The sequence below is a fragment of the Mucilaginibacter dorajii genome, from assembly GCF_024808255.1.
Lineage (GTDB): Bacteria > Bacteroidota > Bacteroidia > Sphingobacteriales > Sphingobacteriaceae > Mucilaginibacter > Mucilaginibacter dorajii.
Window position 1 is genome coordinate 112504 of the sequence record NZ_JANTYS010000004.1, and the last position, 13984, is coordinate 126487.

14 protein-coding genes are annotated in these 13984 nt (G+C 42.5%); 4 read left to right on the forward strand and 10 right to left on the reverse strand.

Annotated features, from left to right (window positions below; all coding sequences use genetic code 11):
* Positions 1-55 precede the first annotated feature (55 nt).
* Positions 56-2497, forward strand: coding sequence for a TonB-dependent receptor (locus tag FHS10_RS06670; protein WP_259088790.1), 2442 nt, complete (start codon positions 56-58; stop codon positions 2495-2497).
* Positions 2498-2573: 76 nt separating this feature from the next.
* Here FHS10_RS06670 and cysN read toward each other — a convergent pair whose 3' ends face one another.
* The 5 genes from cysN to FHS10_RS06695 all read right to left on the reverse strand — a co-directional run bounded on the left by cysN (position 2574) and on the right by FHS10_RS06695 (position 8312).
* A complete protein-coding gene (gene cysN, locus FHS10_RS06675; RefSeq protein ID WP_259088792.1) occupies positions 2574-3818 on the reverse strand; it encodes a sulfate adenylyltransferase subunit CysN in 1245 nt (414 codons plus the stop codon).
* A 46-nt stretch (positions 3819-3864) separates the two neighbouring features.
* Complete coding sequence (gene cysD / locus FHS10_RS06680; RefSeq protein WP_259088800.1) at positions 3865-4770, reverse strand: sulfate adenylyltransferase subunit CysD; 906 nt, start codon at positions 4768-4770, stop codon at positions 3865-3867.
* Between the two features lie 135 nt (positions 4771-4905).
* Positions 4906-5823, reverse strand: coding sequence for a tRNA (adenosine(37)-N6)-dimethylallyltransferase MiaA (gene miaA / locus FHS10_RS06685; protein WP_259088802.1), 918 nt, complete (start codon positions 5821-5823; stop codon positions 4906-4908).
* A 374-nt stretch (positions 5824-6197) separates the two neighbouring features.
* Positions 6198-6857: an IS1096 element passenger TnpR family protein gene (locus tag FHS10_RS06690; RefSeq protein WP_259088803.1), complete on the reverse strand. Its 660-nt coding sequence runs from the start codon at positions 6855-6857 to the stop codon at positions 6198-6200.
* A 42-nt stretch (positions 6858-6899) separates the two neighbouring features.
* Positions 6900-8312 (reverse strand): CCA tRNA nucleotidyltransferase, encoded by a 1413-nt coding sequence (locus tag FHS10_RS06695; protein ID WP_259088805.1) that lies wholly within the window; start codon positions 8310-8312, stop codon positions 6900-6902.
* A gap of 180 nt (positions 8313-8492) precedes the next feature.
* On the opposite strand from FHS10_RS06695, the gene FHS10_RS06700 reads away from it, so the two are divergent.
* Positions 8493-8897: a DUF1016 N-terminal domain-containing protein gene (locus tag FHS10_RS06700; protein WP_259088806.1), complete on the forward strand. Its 405-nt coding sequence runs from the start codon at positions 8493-8495 to the stop codon at positions 8895-8897.
* A gap of 62 nt (positions 8898-8959) precedes the next feature.
* Here the strand turns inward: FHS10_RS06700 and FHS10_RS06705 are convergent, their stop codons facing one another.
* The 3 genes from FHS10_RS06705 to FHS10_RS06715 form a co-directional block, all read right to left on the reverse strand.
* The gene (locus FHS10_RS06705) at positions 8960-9526 is read right to left on the reverse strand and encodes an L-threonylcarbamoyladenylate synthase (RefSeq protein ID WP_259088815.1); all 567 of its coding nucleotides are present in this window, start codon (positions 9524-9526) and stop codon (positions 8960-8962) included.
* A complete protein-coding gene (locus tag FHS10_RS06710) occupies positions 9519-10646 on the reverse strand; it encodes a glycosyltransferase family 4 protein (RefSeq protein WP_259088817.1) in 1128 nt (375 codons plus the stop codon). Before FHS10_RS06710 ends, FHS10_RS06705 begins: the two co-directional genes overlap by 8 nt.
* A gap of 94 nt (positions 10647-10740) precedes the next feature.
* Positions 10741-11556: a 2,3,4,5-tetrahydropyridine-2,6-dicarboxylate N-succinyltransferase gene (locus FHS10_RS06715; protein WP_259088819.1), complete on the reverse strand. Its 816-nt coding sequence runs from the start codon at positions 11554-11556 to the stop codon at positions 10741-10743.
* 287 nt (positions 11557-11843) lie between these two features.
* On the opposite strand from FHS10_RS06715, the gene FHS10_RS06720 reads away from it, so the two are divergent.
* On the forward strand, positions 11844-12044 hold the full coding sequence (locus tag FHS10_RS06720; protein ID WP_259088820.1) for a hypothetical protein: 201 nt from the start codon (positions 11844-11846) through the stop codon (positions 12042-12044).
* A gap of 133 nt (positions 12045-12177) precedes the next feature.
* Entirely contained in the window at positions 12178-12585 is a 408-nt protein-coding gene (locus tag FHS10_RS06725; RefSeq protein WP_259088822.1) for an Hsp15 family ribosome-associated heat shock protein, read from the forward strand.
* An 81-nt stretch (positions 12586-12666) separates the two neighbouring features.
* Here the strand turns inward: FHS10_RS06725 and FHS10_RS06730 are convergent, their stop codons facing one another.
* Together FHS10_RS06730 and FHS10_RS06735 are read right to left on the reverse strand one after the other, a co-directional pair.
* The gene (locus tag FHS10_RS06730; RefSeq protein ID WP_259088824.1) at positions 12667-13146 is read right to left on the reverse strand and encodes a nucleoside deaminase; all 480 of its coding nucleotides are present in this window, start codon (positions 13144-13146) and stop codon (positions 12667-12669) included.
* 124 nt (positions 13147-13270) lie between these two features.
* A complete protein-coding gene (locus FHS10_RS06735; RefSeq protein ID WP_259088825.1) occupies positions 13271-13867 on the reverse strand; it encodes an OmpH/Skp family outer membrane protein in 597 nt (198 codons plus the stop codon).
* Positions 13868-13984: the final 117 nt, after the last annotated feature.

Here is a 13984-nt window from a genome sequence, read left to right on the forward strand (position 1 = left end):
ATCTAACCGGGTAAAAATTAACAGGTCCTTCCATTCACTAATCATTTTTAAAAACATGAGTTCTTTAGTATGTAGTAATACGTCTACTTTTTTTATTTCCAAAAAAATCTACTTTACCCTTTTTTTCTTATTTATTGCCTGCATTACATTCGCGCAAACCGGCACAATCAGTGGTTCGGTAAAAACAGCCGATGGAAACCCCGCCGAAGCCGTTAGTGTAGCCATTAAGGGTACATCAAAAGGTACCACTACCGATATCAACGGTAATTATCAAGTTAAAAACATTCATCCTGGTACTTATACCATAGTGGCCTCTTTGATCGGGCTTCAAAAACAGGAGCAAAGCATCGAAGTAAAACCGGGCGATAAACTCACCGTTAATTTTGTGCTGAAAGAAAATTCGGCACAGTTAAATGAGGTTACCATATCGGCCCGCAATACTAATAAATTGAACACCGTGCTGGCTAAAATGCCATTGAAAAAGCTGGAAAACGCGCAGGTTTACAACGTGGTATCGTCCGAGATTTTGAAGCAGCAGGGCATTACCAACTTTGATGATGCAATGCGCAACATCCCGGGAATTGCGCGCACGTGGGAATCAACCGGGCGCGCTGGCGATGGTGCTACCTACTTTGCCCTAAGAGGTTTTGAAGCCCAGCCATCGTTATACAATGGCTTGCCTGGTTTTACCAATGGCGATCTTGATCCTGCTGATATTGAAGAGATCCAGGTATTAAAAGGGCCGTCGGGTACATTGTTTGGGGCTAATTTTGTTGGTTATGGCGGGATTATCAACGTGGTAACTAAAAAGCCATACTTTACCACTGGCGGCGAAATTACCTACAATACCGGTAGTTTTGGCTTAAACCGGATCTCGGCAGATGTTAATACACCACTTAGCAAAACCGAAAAAGTTGCCTTGCGTGTCAACACAGCTTATTCTACCGAAAATAGTTTCCAGGATGCAGGATATAAAAAAACTTTCTTTTTCGCTCCTGCATTAACCTACCAGGCAAACGATAGGCTGACATTTAACTTTATGACCGAGATTTTGCAGGAAGATCGCGCCGTAGCACCTGTTTTTTTTCAGTCGAACCGCTCAGACGCGCTTACTTTTAAAACTGTTAAGGAACTTAACCTCGATAACTTTCAATCGTTCACCAGTAATGATCTGGGTATAAAAAATCCGCGTTATAGCCTGCAGGGCCAAATGCAGTACAAGATATCAGGTAGCTGGACGTCGCAAACAGCTATATCACGTGGTTCGGCACAGTCAAAGGGTTATTACGGTTATATATTTGGCAATGCTGTTGGCAGTAATGAGTTTGAGCAGTACATCCACAAAGAAAACCAAACCAGTAATACTACCGATATTCAGCAGAATTTCAACGGCGATTTCAAGATTGGTGGCCTAAGGAACCGCTTCCTAATCGGACTCGATTATTTTAACAGGAACGTAATTGATAACGGCACAGGCTATGCTTTTATGCGGTACGTTACCCCTCAGGGTGGTGTTAGTTACCTTGATCCGGCCCATCCCGTATACGCCACTCAAAACTCTGTTGATAGTTTATTGGCTGGTACCGGAGCCAGCCATAGTAATGTTAGTAACAGCACTTATGCGGCTTATGTATCTGATGTTATCAATGTAACACCGGCTTTATCGGCAATGCTAAGCTTGCGAGCCGATTATTTTGTATCCAACGGCGAGAAAACTGATGCCACCGATAATTTTCACCAGTTTGCGCTATCGCCAAAGTTTGGTCTGGTTTATCAGCCTGTAATAGATAAGGTTTCTGTATTTGCTAACTATTTAAACTCATTTTTAAATGTGCAGCCGGGTCAGGTTTCAGATGCTGATGGCAGTAATCCGCGTATTAAATCATATAAGCCAGAACATGCCAACCAGGTAGAGTTTGGTGTGAAAGCCAATTTGTTTTCTGATAAACTATCGGCAACGGCGTCTTACTACGATACCAGGGTATCAAACAAAGTAACCCCCATTGTAGGTAATATTAATGATTCAGACCAGCGTGGCAGAGTGAGAAGCAATGGTTTTGAACTTGACCTGAACGCCAACCCGGCCCCTGGTTTAAACTTTATTGCCGGTTACAGCCATAACCACATCCGTAACTTATCAAGCAACGGAAGCGACTTTTATACCGAAGAGGGTAGGGCACCAGGAGGGCAGGGTCCACAGGATTTAGCCAACTTGTGGGCAACTTACAAATTTGCCAAAGGCAGCCTTAAAGATTTTGGCTTTGGAATAGGAGGTAACTATGCCGGTGTTTACAAATCAATTGATAACAGCGTGGTTGGAGTATTTGAGTTGCCAAGCTATACTTTGCTTAATGCCAGTGTTTTTTACAATTCAGATCGTTATCGCTTTTCTTTTAATGCCAATAACATTACCAATCAAAAGTACTATATAGGCTATTGGTCCATTAATCCGCAACGGCCTGTTAACTACTCGGCCAGTATGGCCTTTAAGTTTTAAAACATTAAAAAAGGCAGGAGTAAAACTCCTGCCTTTATATAAATTGTCCCTTAAATAAATGGGGCTTTTAAATTCTTTAAAGCAATATTGTCCCAGCCGCTACGGTTTCATTGGTGGCCTCGTCAACCAGGATCAATGAGCCGGTAATGCGGTTTTTGCGGTATTCGTCAAAAACGATGGGTTGGGTGGTACGCAAGCGTACACGTGCCATCTCGTTCATTTTAATATCGCCGGCATCTTCCTGCTTTTCCATGGTGTTGATATCAAGTTTGTAATAAACCTCCTTGATAATAGCCATAGCCTCGCGGGTGGTGTTTTTAAGAAAGTATTTGGCACCCGGTCGCGGACCGCGAGTAGCCATCCAGCAAAGCATTACTTCCAGGTCCTGGCTTACAAAGGGTTCGCTTTCATCCTTCACAATCATGTCGCCGCGGCTCACATCAATATCATCCTCTAAAGTGATAGATACAGACATAGGCGCAAAAGCTTCTTCAACCGGGCCACCATAGGTATCGATAGATTTGATAGCCGATGTTAACCCCGAAGGCAACACCGTAATTTTATCACCCGGTTTAAAAATACCACCTGCTATACGACCTGCATAACCACGGTAATCATGGTACTCATCAGCATGCGGACGGATCACCGTTTGCACCGGGAAACGGGCATCCAGGTGGTTTTCATCGCTGCCAATGTGGATGGTTTCCAGGGTGTGTAATAAGCTTTCGCCTTTATACCACGGCATGTTTTCCGATTCGTTAACCACGTTATCGCCATCCAACGCGCTTATGGGCACAAAACGGATATCAGTTACATCAATTTTGGCGGCAAAATCCTCGTATTGCTCAACAACCTTGTTAAATACTTCTTCTGAGTAATCAACCAGGTCCATTTTGTTGATACAAACAATAATGTGAGGGATCTTCAATAACGAAGCGATAAAAGAGTGCCTGCAGGTTTGTTCAACAACGCCTTTACGGGCATCTATGAGTACCAACGCCAGGTTGGCGGTTGACGCGCCGGTAACCATGTTGCGGGTATATTGAATATGCCCCGGGGTATCGGCAATAATAAATTTACGTTTTGGGGTAGCAAAATAACGGTAAGCAACATCAATAGTAATGCCCTGTTCCCTTTCAGAACGCAGGCCATCGGTAAGCAGCGAAAGATCGATATGCTCCAAACCTTTGCGCTCGCTTGATTTCCTTACAGCCTCCATCTGGTCCTCAAAAATGGACTTGGAATCGTAAAGTAATCTTCCTATAAGTGTGCTTTTGCCGTCATCTACGCTGCCGGCTGTTGTAAAACGTAATAATTCCATTGTATATGTCTTGCAATTAGCCTATGCCAAATGCTTATTGATCAAATTAAAAATAACCTTGTTTTTTCCTGTCTTCCATTGAAGTATCAGAACGTTTGTCATCGCTGCGGTTACCACGCTCGGTACTGCGGGTGGCCGATACTTCGGCAACTATTTTTTCCAATGTATCCGCGTCAGATTCAATACCTCCTGTTATGGTGATATCGCCCAATGTACGGAAACGCATCAGCTTGTTTTCTACAAACTCGCCATCACGTAGCGATAAAAACTCCGATGCCGGCAGCCAGGTTCCATCGCGGTAAACAGCGTTACGGTTGTGTGCAAAGTACAGCGACGGGATCTCAATGTTTTCCTGTAAAATATAGTTCCAGATGTCCATTTCGGTCCAGTTACTTATCGGGAACACCCTGAAGTGCTCGCCCATACGTTTGCGGCCATTAAATATGTTCCAAAGCTCGGGGCGTTGGTTTTTAGGGTCCCACTGACCAAACTCATCGCGGTGCGAAAAGAAACGTTCCTTTGAGCGTGCTTTTTCTTCATCACGACGGGCACCACCAATGGCCGCATCAATTTTATGTTTTTCTATAGCATCAAGTAAGGTCACAATTTGCAGTTCGTTACGGCTGGCGTTAATGCCGCTTTCTTCCACAGCACGGCCTTTATCAATAGCTTCCTGTACCGAGCCAACTATCAGTTGTACGCCTAAACTTTCCACTAACTTATCCCTAAACTCCATGGTTTCGGGAAAGTTGTGGCCAGTATCGATGTGGATAAGTGGCATAGGTATTTTGGCCGGCCAAAAGGCCTTTTTTGCCAGGTGTGTAACTACAATAGAGTCTTTACCGCCCGAGAACAGTATAGCAGGCCTATCAAACTGAGCAACCACTTCCCTGATAATGTAAATGGCTTCAGATTCTAATTCCTGCAGATGAGTAAGAGAATATTTATGCATGTTAACTTCAAAACCCGCTAAATCCACCTAAATAGTAGTGTTTAGCATTTAAACTGCAATATTAGCAATTTTATGCTAATGTTGAGGCGATTAATCGCATTTAAAATCGGGGGCTATGGTAAACAGGGTAGAAGATTATCGGGCACTTTGTACAGCAGCTATCATTTGATTGGTAGCATCGGCCCTGGTTGCATCAAACCAAATGAATTGCTCATCGCGCCTAAACCAGGTGAGCTGCCGTTTGGCAAAGCGACGGGTGTTTTGTTTGATCATTCCAATAGCTTTATCGAGCGTAGTTTTTTCGTCGATATAATCAAAGATCTCGCTATAACCCACCGTATTTAAGGCGTTGAGTTGCCGGTAGGGGGTAAGGGCTTCCACCTCGGCCAATAAGCCTTGCTGCATCATCACATCTACCCTTTGGTTAATACGGTTGTACAACACCTCGCGTGGCATGTTTAAGGCCAGCTTGATGATATTGAACGGACGCTGGTTAACGGTAGCCTGCCGGTAGTACGAGATAGGCTTGCCCGAACTTTCAAAAACTTCCAAAGCTCTGATGATGCGCTGGGGGTTTCCAAGGTCAACCTCGTCATAATACACCGGGTCGGCCGACTTTAGTTTTTCCTGCAGATGCGTAAGTCCTTTTTCTTCCAGTTCCTGGTTTAGCTTTTCGCGGATGGCTGGATCGGCCGTTGGCAGATCGTCAAAACCCTCGCAAATGGCTTTGATGTACAGGCCCGATCCTCCTGCCAAAATAACATGGTCGTGCGTTTTAAAAAGCTCGTCGAGCAGAACTAATCCCTGCTTTTCAAAATCGCCTACAGAAAAAGGTTCGGTAATGGAATGGGAGTTGATAAAGTAGTGTGTAGCCTGGCTTTGTTCCTCATCGCTGGGCTTGGCGGTACCAATGCTCATTTCCCTGAAAAACTGCCTCGAATCGGCCGATACCACCACCGTATTGAAATGCTTTGCCAGCTCAATAGCCGCAGCTGTTTTGCCAACCGCTGTTGGGCCGGCTACTACAATGAGGGTTTTGGTGGGAAGGTTCATGGTTAATGGTTCATAGATCATAGCCCAATTTGAGTGGCTACTGGTATTAAACTAAAAACCATTAACTACGAGGTATAAAATATTCGGAGTTAATGGTCCTTTATGATAATTTGTAATTACTTAGTGCCTGTTTAAATTTCTTTCAAAAATATTTTTATACACCCGTCATTGCGCGGTACGAAGCAATCGCATGCTCTACAGGGCGGATCTGCACAGTTCGCGATTGCTTCGGTCCTCGCAATGACATAGCTTTATGTTGTCATTCCACCTTCAGAATTTCGCGAAATTTTATCACTCGCAATGACGATCTTTTTATTTTTAAACAGGCTCTTAGTGCTATGAACCATTATCTATGATCCATGAACTACTAAGTATTAATAATCATCCCCACCACCGCGGTGCGATCTGTCATCGTCATCAAAGCCTTCCTCGTCCGCAAATTCGTTGCCAAATTCATCGTCTTCTTCCTCGTCCTCAGCTGCTTTTTCTTCGGGCAGGTCGGCATCAACGTCGGTAACTTCCGAGAAATCTTCGGCGTCCTCGGGGTTAAAGGCCATTTCGTTTAAGAAATCCAGGTCATCATCGGGTACAGCGGCTGTTGCGGCAGGGGCAAATACGTTGCCAAATTGTTTTGGAGCTTCGCCAACAGATTTGATTACGGCGGGATATACCACACCCGGGGTATCATCTAAAATGATCTTCATCAGCTCCACATGAAAATCAAACGGGCGATCGAAATTAAAGGTATAGTAAAATTTTTGATGAGGATCGTCGATAAAGCTCAGCAGCTTTACCTTGCTCATCAGGGAAATTCCCCTGTCTTTTCTTTTTTGATTTGGCAAATAGGTTATTTCCTCACCTTTCATCCATTGATCATTGCTGATATAAAACGATGATGAAAATTCGGGATCATAACCGGTAGATTTGTGTATTGCGCGGTGAAGATCCTCGAAGGTTTGATTCGATTTCACATCAATCTCTCGCATCACATCATCATAATCTTCAAAAGTAACCCTGAACCTGTATAGTGCCATTTCTTATAAAATTTTTAATGGGGACAAAAATAGTGTTTTAATTCAAATTGTGTTTGCCACAACTTTTAAGCCAATTTCTAAACCTTTGGCAATTGTGTACTGAATGGCAGCTTCCCGCTCATTCGGGATTTCGCCTTCCAGGATAGCTTCGCGGATGTGGTTTTTGATAATCCCCACCTCGCGGCCTTCTTTTATACCAAAAAGCTGCATAATATCAATTCCGGTTACCGGCGGCTGCCAGTTACGGATGCTATCGCGCTCTTCAACATCTTTTAATTTTTGTTGAACAAGCTCAAAATTGTTACGATACTTTTTAACCTTGTACTCGTTTTTTGTGGTGATGTCTGCTTTACACAACAACATTAGCCCCTCAATGTCATCGCCAGCCTCAAAAAGCAACCTGCGCACTGCCGAATCTGTAACGATGGATTGCGACAAAACAATCGGCCTCAAATGCAGCTGGACCAGTTTTTGCACCTGCTTCATTTTTTCGTTAAGCGGGAGTTTTAACTGGGCAAATATTTTAGGTACCATGCGTGCACCCTTATCCTCGTGCCCATGAAACGTCCAGCCATGACCGGCTTCAAAACGTTTGGTGGCTGGTTTGGCAATATCATGCAAAATGGCAGCCCAGCGTAACCATAGGTCTTCGGTAGTTTCGCAAATATTATCAAGTACCTGCAAGGTGTGGTAAAAATTATCCTTGTGGCCTTTACCGTCAATATAATCAACCCCATAAAGGTTGGTCATTTGCGGGAATATTTTGTGCAGCAAGCCAGTATCAAACAGGTAGTTAAATCCTATCGAAGGTATTTTTGACAGGATGATCTTATTCAATTCATCGGTAATGCGCTCCTGTGATATGATGCTGATCCTATCGGCATTGTTTTTTATGGCGTTTACTGCAAGCTCATCAATCCTGAAGTTAAGCTGCGAAGCAAACCGGATGGCCCGCATCATGCGCAAGGGATCGTCAGAAAAAGTTTCGGCCGGGTTAAGCGGCGTACGGATCAGTTTCTGCCCCATATCGGCCATACCATCAAAAGGATCAAGTAGCTCGCCGTAGGTATCCGGGTTAAGCGAAATGGCAAGCGCGTTGATGGTAAAATCGCGGCGTTTTTGGTCGTCTTCCAACGTGCCGTTCTCCACAATAGGTTTGCGTGAGTCGCGGCGGTATGATTCTTTGCGGGCACCTACAAACTCAATTTCAAGGTCGCGGTACTTAAGTGATGCAGTACCGAAGTTTTTGTAGACGGCAACTTTTACTTTAAGATTAGCCCCAACAGCTTCGGCAAATTCAATACCGTTGCCCAAAACAACGATGTCGATATCTTTAGACGGACGCTTCAAAAAAATATCGCGCACAAAGCCACCAATGGCGTAAACCTGTACATTATGCTGTGCCGCAAGTTTGGATATAACAGAAAATACAGGATGCTGCAGGTGGTGTTGCATAATGGTGAAACGCTAAAAACTAAATTCTAAATCCAATAAAATTGGACTTTAAACTAAAGTTCAAAGGTAAGGTTAAATTCTAAACTCTAAATTGTGAGATTGAAATTAGGAGAGAGAATGGGGCTATTTGCAAATTCTATTATTTGTAGTTTTGAACATTAAGTGATATACCCGATAGCGATGCTTATAAATCAATCCATTATAACAGATATACAATCCATTATTAATAATGCGAAAGACAGGGCAATTAGATCAGTTGATCATGAGCGTACTTTGATGTATTGGTATATTGGACAAAGAATTTTTGAGGAAGAGCAGCAAGGGAAAGATCGTGCGGATTATGGTAATTATTTAACAAAATTTATTGCAGATCAGTTAGAGCCGGAATATGGCAGTGGCTTTTCAAAAAGACAGATAGAGTTGTTTCGGCAGTTTTATCGCACATTTCCAATTGCGAACGCACTGCGTTCGCAATTGGGATGGACGCATTATAAAATGTTAATTCGAATTGACGATGAGGACAGAAGGGATTTTTATATTGTCACTTCCTCCTTCACAGTCCGCGGATTTTATACCTCGCAATGACGGCTTTTATATGTTTTTAAACAACCTCTTAACTCTTGATTCTAATCTCTTGACTCTTTTCCCTACCGTCTTATAAACTCAAAACTTCCATCGGGTGCCAGTTTCATGATGGTTGATGGGTTTTTGATCTCTTTGCTGTGTTGTTCCAGGTCAACCACATAATCAACTCCGTCTATGATCTCCTGGTCAATTTGTGAAAAGTATTGTGGCGATGGTTTGCCACTGATATTGGCCGAGGTTGATACTAATGGTTTGCGTAAACGTTGGATGATCTGTTTGCAAAATTCATGACTACTTACTCTTATGGCCACGCTCCCATCGGGAGCTATTACAGCCGGCGATAGGTTTTTGGCACCCGGCATTACCAGGGTTAAAGGGTTTTCGGCATATTCAATCAGGTCGTAAGCTAAAGGATTTACTTCCTGTACATAGCTTTCCAGCTTATTTTCTGTATCCAGCAAAATGATCATGCTTTTGGCCTCATCGCGTTGTTTAAGGCGAAAGATCTTTTTGATGGCTTCGGTATTAGTGGCATCGCAGCCGATACCCCAAATGGTATCGGTAGGGTATAGTATAATGCCGCCTTCCTGTAATACTTTAAAAGCTTTGGCAACTTCGTCTCTAAGCATAGTTTAATGTGTTTGTATAAACCTGCTGCAATTGCAGGGCCAGTTTATCATCGTTAAAATTTTCGGCATACTCCCGGCCTTTGGCAGCCATTGTTTGCCTTAAGTTGTCGTCGGCAAGCAACAGGTTTATTTGTTGTGCAAGGTCGTCGGCATCGTCGGGATTTGCATACCGGCTATCTGGTCCGCCGGCTTCTTCAAGGCACGAGCCTGTAGCTGCTATAACGGGCGTGCCCGAGTTTAGGGCCTCCAATACAGGGATCCCAAAACCCTCGTAACGCGATGGATAAATAAATATCGGTGCCAGCTGATAAATAACAGGCAACTCATCAAAAGGGATATCTTTTAAAAAGATCACCCTATTGGTAAGGTTATTCGCAGCTATATAATCATTTACCTTTTCGGCATATTTTTTAGGTTTGCCAACCACCACCAGGGGAACATCTGCGGGTGTATTTTTTAAAGCCTGTACTACAAGCAACAGGTTTTTACGCTCTTCAATAGTACCCACATTAAGCAGGAACTTATCTGGCAGGTTATATTTTGCTTTTACAGCAAGCTTTTGCTTATCATTTTTTAACTCCTTAAAAGCCACATCGCAACCCTGGTAAACCACTTCAATTTTATCAGCGTCGATGTTTAATAGTTCAATTAAATCATCTTTTGTTTTTTGACTTATGGCGATGATCTTATCGGCAACCTTACAGGCATGTTTTACCTTGGCCAGGTAAACCCGGTAGTTAAACCAGCCAAACTGCTTAGGATAGCGCATGAAGATAAGATCATGAATGGTCACTATGCTTTTGATGCCGCTACGGTTTATACCCCATGGCAATTCATGACTAAGACCGTGGTACAGCTCAATACTGTCGCGCTGCAGGTCTTTTACAATGCCCTTACTGCGCCACCAGGATGTGAAAAATTTACTTTGAGGAGTAACTGTTTGGATATTACCATGATCGCCTAAAAAATTAAGACGCTGGTTGGCTTTTGCTTTGGGCGTATATAAAAAATAGGAATTTTCGGGATGAAAATACGCCAGCGATTTAATGAGCCAGCGACTGTAATTGCCCAGGCCGGTATTGTTATAAAACGCCCGTTTGGCATCGTATCCTATTTTCATGTATTTAAGTTATGAGTTTTGAGTGGTAAGTTTTGAGTTTAAGAATAACCTAAAAGAAAACTCACTACTCAAAACTTACAACTCAAAACCTATTTTAAACCGCTACATTATTTTCCCTTAAAGCATCGTTGAGGGAAGTTTTTTTGTCGGTTGATTCTTTACGGGTGCCAATGATGAGGGCGCAAGGCACCTGGTATTCGCCGGCAGCAAATTTTTTGGTATATGAGCCAGGGATCACTACCGAGCGGGCAGGAACACGGCCTTTGTACTCAATAGGGGTTGAGTGGGTAACATCAATAATTTTGGTTGACGCGGTTAAAACCACATTGGCACCTAATACAACTTCGTGCTCCAGGTGTACACCTTCAACAACAATAGCCCTTGAGCCAATAAAGCAATTGTCTTCAATAATAACCGGGGCAGCCTGTAATGGCTCCAACACACCACCAATACCAACACCACCGCTCAGGTGAACATGCTTGCCAATTTGCGCGCATGAACCTACAGTAGCCCAGGTATCAACCATAGTACCTTCATCAACATATGCGCCAATGTTTACGTACGATGGCATCATGATAACGCCTTTAGCCAAATGGGCACCGTAACGGGCTATGGCGTGGGGTACCACGCGTACGCCTGTTGCTTTATAGTCGGTTTTTAATTCCATTTTATCATGGAAAACAAAAGGGCCAACTTTGGTTTCTTTCATTTGGCGGGTAGGGAAATACAAAATAACTGCTTTTTTGATCCACTCGTTTACATGCCAGCGGGAACCAATAAGTTCGGCTACCCTAATTTTGCCTTTATCCAAACGTTCAATAACGGTTTCAATAGCGGTAATGTATTCATTGTAGTTTAGCAGATTCCTGTCGTCCCAGGCATCTTCAATCAGTTTTTTAAGATCTTGCATCAGTGAAAATAACTTTTGGCAAATTAAAGGAATTTTAAGGAGAATTGCTTGAATTTGGGTAAAGGAGTTTAAGTTGATTTGTATGGGTTGAAATTGATGAACGGTATTTTAAGGACGACAAATTTGTGCAATCGGTTAAAAATGATGTCTCGTAATATGATGCATTGTTTTTTCTCTAATTGTACTGATTTTTAATTATATAGTATTTCATAATCGTGAATTTATGTGTATAATTGTTTAATAAATCACTAAATTCTGAACCTGATCTCCTCTCGACTATGAACGCTATGGCTATCTTCTGCATTGTACTGTTGGCAGTATCTTCATTGCTGATATTAGGCATCGTTTTTTTTAGTTTTCTTAAATGGATTAAAAAGAACTACTACCCAACATGGAAATTTCCAGACTACATCAGTGTGGGTTACGCAGAATACCTGTACCACAAATACATCAAAAAAGACCTGCAAGCCTGGTTGGATAAGCAATAAGCTTTTTTAATCAATTTAGAGAGTTGAATCTTTCCTATAAAGGTTCATATTAATAGGTAAATCGTCTGAAGCCCGGGTAAATCGTTAATTTTGCAGCGCAAACCTGTTTGCCCAAAATTGAACGCAATTAATTATGCCCGAAAAAGAGAAATTAAGAATAGATAAATACCTGTGGGCCATCAGGGTTTTTAAAACCCGTACGCTGGCATCTGATGCCTGTAAGGCCGGGCGTGTAAAACTGGATACCAAAAACATAAAACCATCATACGAAGTTAAAATTGGCGATACCTACCAGGTATCAAAAGGTCCGGATCGTAAAATTATCCGGGTTACCGGCTTGCTTGAAAATAGGGTGGATGCAAAAAAAGCGGTAGACTATTACCTGGATATTACCCCGGTTGAACAAACCCAGGCCTTCAAATCCATGTTCCAGGCACCGATCCTGAAACGTGATCGCGGAACTGGCAGACCAACCAAGGCAGATCGCCGGGAAATTGACGATCTGAAAGACAATTTTTTTGATACTGAGGACGAAGAATGAGCCCCACCCAAACCCTCCCAGGAAGGGAGGGCTTAAAAAACTTATAAAAGTCTCCCCTACCGGGGGAGATATAGAGGGGGCCTAATATCTTGTTTTATTCTCCTCTATCTCCCAAAGTTTAAAAGCAGATAGTGCCTCATCGCGCAGGAGTTGAACAAAAGGTAATTTCCTATCAGCCATTGGGCTTTCCAACTCATCGTATATGGCATGGTCGTCAAAGCCTATTGATGCAGCATCGGCTTTGGTGTTGGCGTAGTAAACTTTATCAATACGGGCCCAATATATGGCACCAAGGCACATGGGGCAGGGTTCACAGCTGGTATAAATTTCACAACCCGAAAGGTCATAAGTACCCAGTTCCTGGCAGGCCAGGCGAATCACCGAAACTTCTGCATGAGCCGTAGGGTCGTTGGTGGGCACTACGCGGTTTGCGCTGCGGGCCAGGATCATGCCGTCTTTAACTATTACCGCACCAAAAGGGCCACCCATTCCCTGTTTTACATTATATTCTGATAGCTCAATAGCTATGCGCATAAACTTTTCGTGTGCCGTATTTTCCATAGTCCTCTAAATTAAAAAACCTCAACCGAAGTTGAGGTTTTATTTGAAAATTTGAGAATTTGAAGATTTGAAAATGAGAAAGGCAATTTTCAAATTACCAAATTCTCAAATCTTCAAATTGATATTATTTTTTATCCTTAGCGTAAGCTTCGTTCAATCTTTTGATCACATCTGCAGTAACATCTAAAGATGGATCGCCATATAATACGGTTGGGTTTGCTTTTGAGTATAACAATACCAGTTTGTAGCCTTTTTCTTTAGCGTAAGCTTTAGTAAAATCAGCTATTTTATCATATTGTTTAGCACTTTCTGTTCCCTGTACATTTTGGAATTCGGCAGTAGCATTTTGCTGATAGCCTTGTAATTCCTGTTGTTTACGTTGTAAACGTTGCTCAGTAGCCTGGCGCTGATCGGCAGGTAAAGTAGCGGCGCTTTTTTGGTATTCAGCAACTTCACGCTGAAAAGCCTGGCCTTTTGCCTGTAAGTCGCTTTGCGAAGCTTTGCCTTTTTCTTCCAAACGTTTGTTCATATCCTTGGTGTACTCATATTTACTTAATAAAGTATCAGAGTTGATATAAACTATGGTTTCTTTACTGTCAACAGTTGCTGCAGTTGTAGCAGCCGGTTTATCGGCAGTTTTATTTTGGTTACAGGCTGCCAAGCTACCTGCAAGTATAATTCCGAATGTGAATTTTGTTAAAATTGAAGCCCTTGTTTTCATTATCTCAATAAAAAATTTAAAAAAGTTTGACAAAGATAAACTTTCATTACAAGTATCCTAATCAATTGTTTATTTGAAAATTTGAAGATTTGAGAATTTGAAAATATTGACTTGAAA

Bases quoted from the DNA above. Each gene is read 5' to 3' on its own strand.
- FHS10_RS06670 (WP_259088790.1), top strand. From the start codon at position 56: ATGAGTTCTTTAGTATGTAGTAATACGTCTACTTTTTTTATTTCCAAA.
- cysN (WP_259088792.1), bottom strand. From the start codon at position 3,818: ATGGAATTATTACGTTTTACAACAGCCGGCAGCGTAGATGACGGCAAA.
- cysD (WP_259088800.1), bottom strand. From the start codon at position 4,770: ATGCATAAATATTCTCTTACTCATCTGCAGGAATTAGAATCTGAAGCC.
- miaA (WP_259088802.1), bottom strand. From the start codon at position 5,823: ATGAACCTTCCCACCAAAACCCTCATTGTAGTAGCCGGCCCAACAGCG.
- FHS10_RS06690 (WP_259088803.1), bottom strand. From the start codon at position 6,857: ATGGCACTATACAGGTTCAGGGTTACTTTTGAAGATTATGATGATGTG.
- FHS10_RS06695 (WP_259088805.1), bottom strand. From the start codon at position 8,312: ATGCAACACCACCTGCAGCATCCTGTATTTTCTGTTATATCCAAACTT.
- FHS10_RS06700 (WP_259088806.1), top strand. From the start codon at position 8,493: ATGCTTATAAATCAATCCATTATAACAGATATACAATCCATTATTAAT.
- FHS10_RS06705 (WP_259088815.1), bottom strand. From the start codon at position 9,526: ATGCTTAGAGACGAAGTTGCCAAAGCTTTTAAAGTATTACAGGAAGGC.
- FHS10_RS06710 (WP_259088817.1), bottom strand. From the start codon at position 10,646: ATGAAAATAGGATACGATGCCAAACGGGCGTTTTATAACAATACCGGC.
- FHS10_RS06715 (WP_259088819.1), bottom strand. From the start codon at position 11,556: ATGCAAGATCTTAAAAAACTGATTGAAGATGCCTGGGACGACAGGAAT.
- FHS10_RS06720 (WP_259088820.1), top strand. From the start codon at position 11,844: ATGGCTATCTTCTGCATTGTACTGTTGGCAGTATCTTCATTGCTGATA.
- FHS10_RS06725 (WP_259088822.1), top strand. From the start codon at position 12,178: ATGCCCGAAAAAGAGAAATTAAGAATAGATAAATACCTGTGGGCCATC.
- FHS10_RS06730 (WP_259088824.1), bottom strand. From the start codon at position 13,146: ATGGAAAATACGGCACACGAAAAGTTTATGCGCATAGCTATTGAGCTA.
- FHS10_RS06735 (WP_259088825.1), bottom strand. From the start codon at position 13,867: ATGAAAACAAGGGCTTCAATTTTAACAAAATTCACATTCGGAATTATA.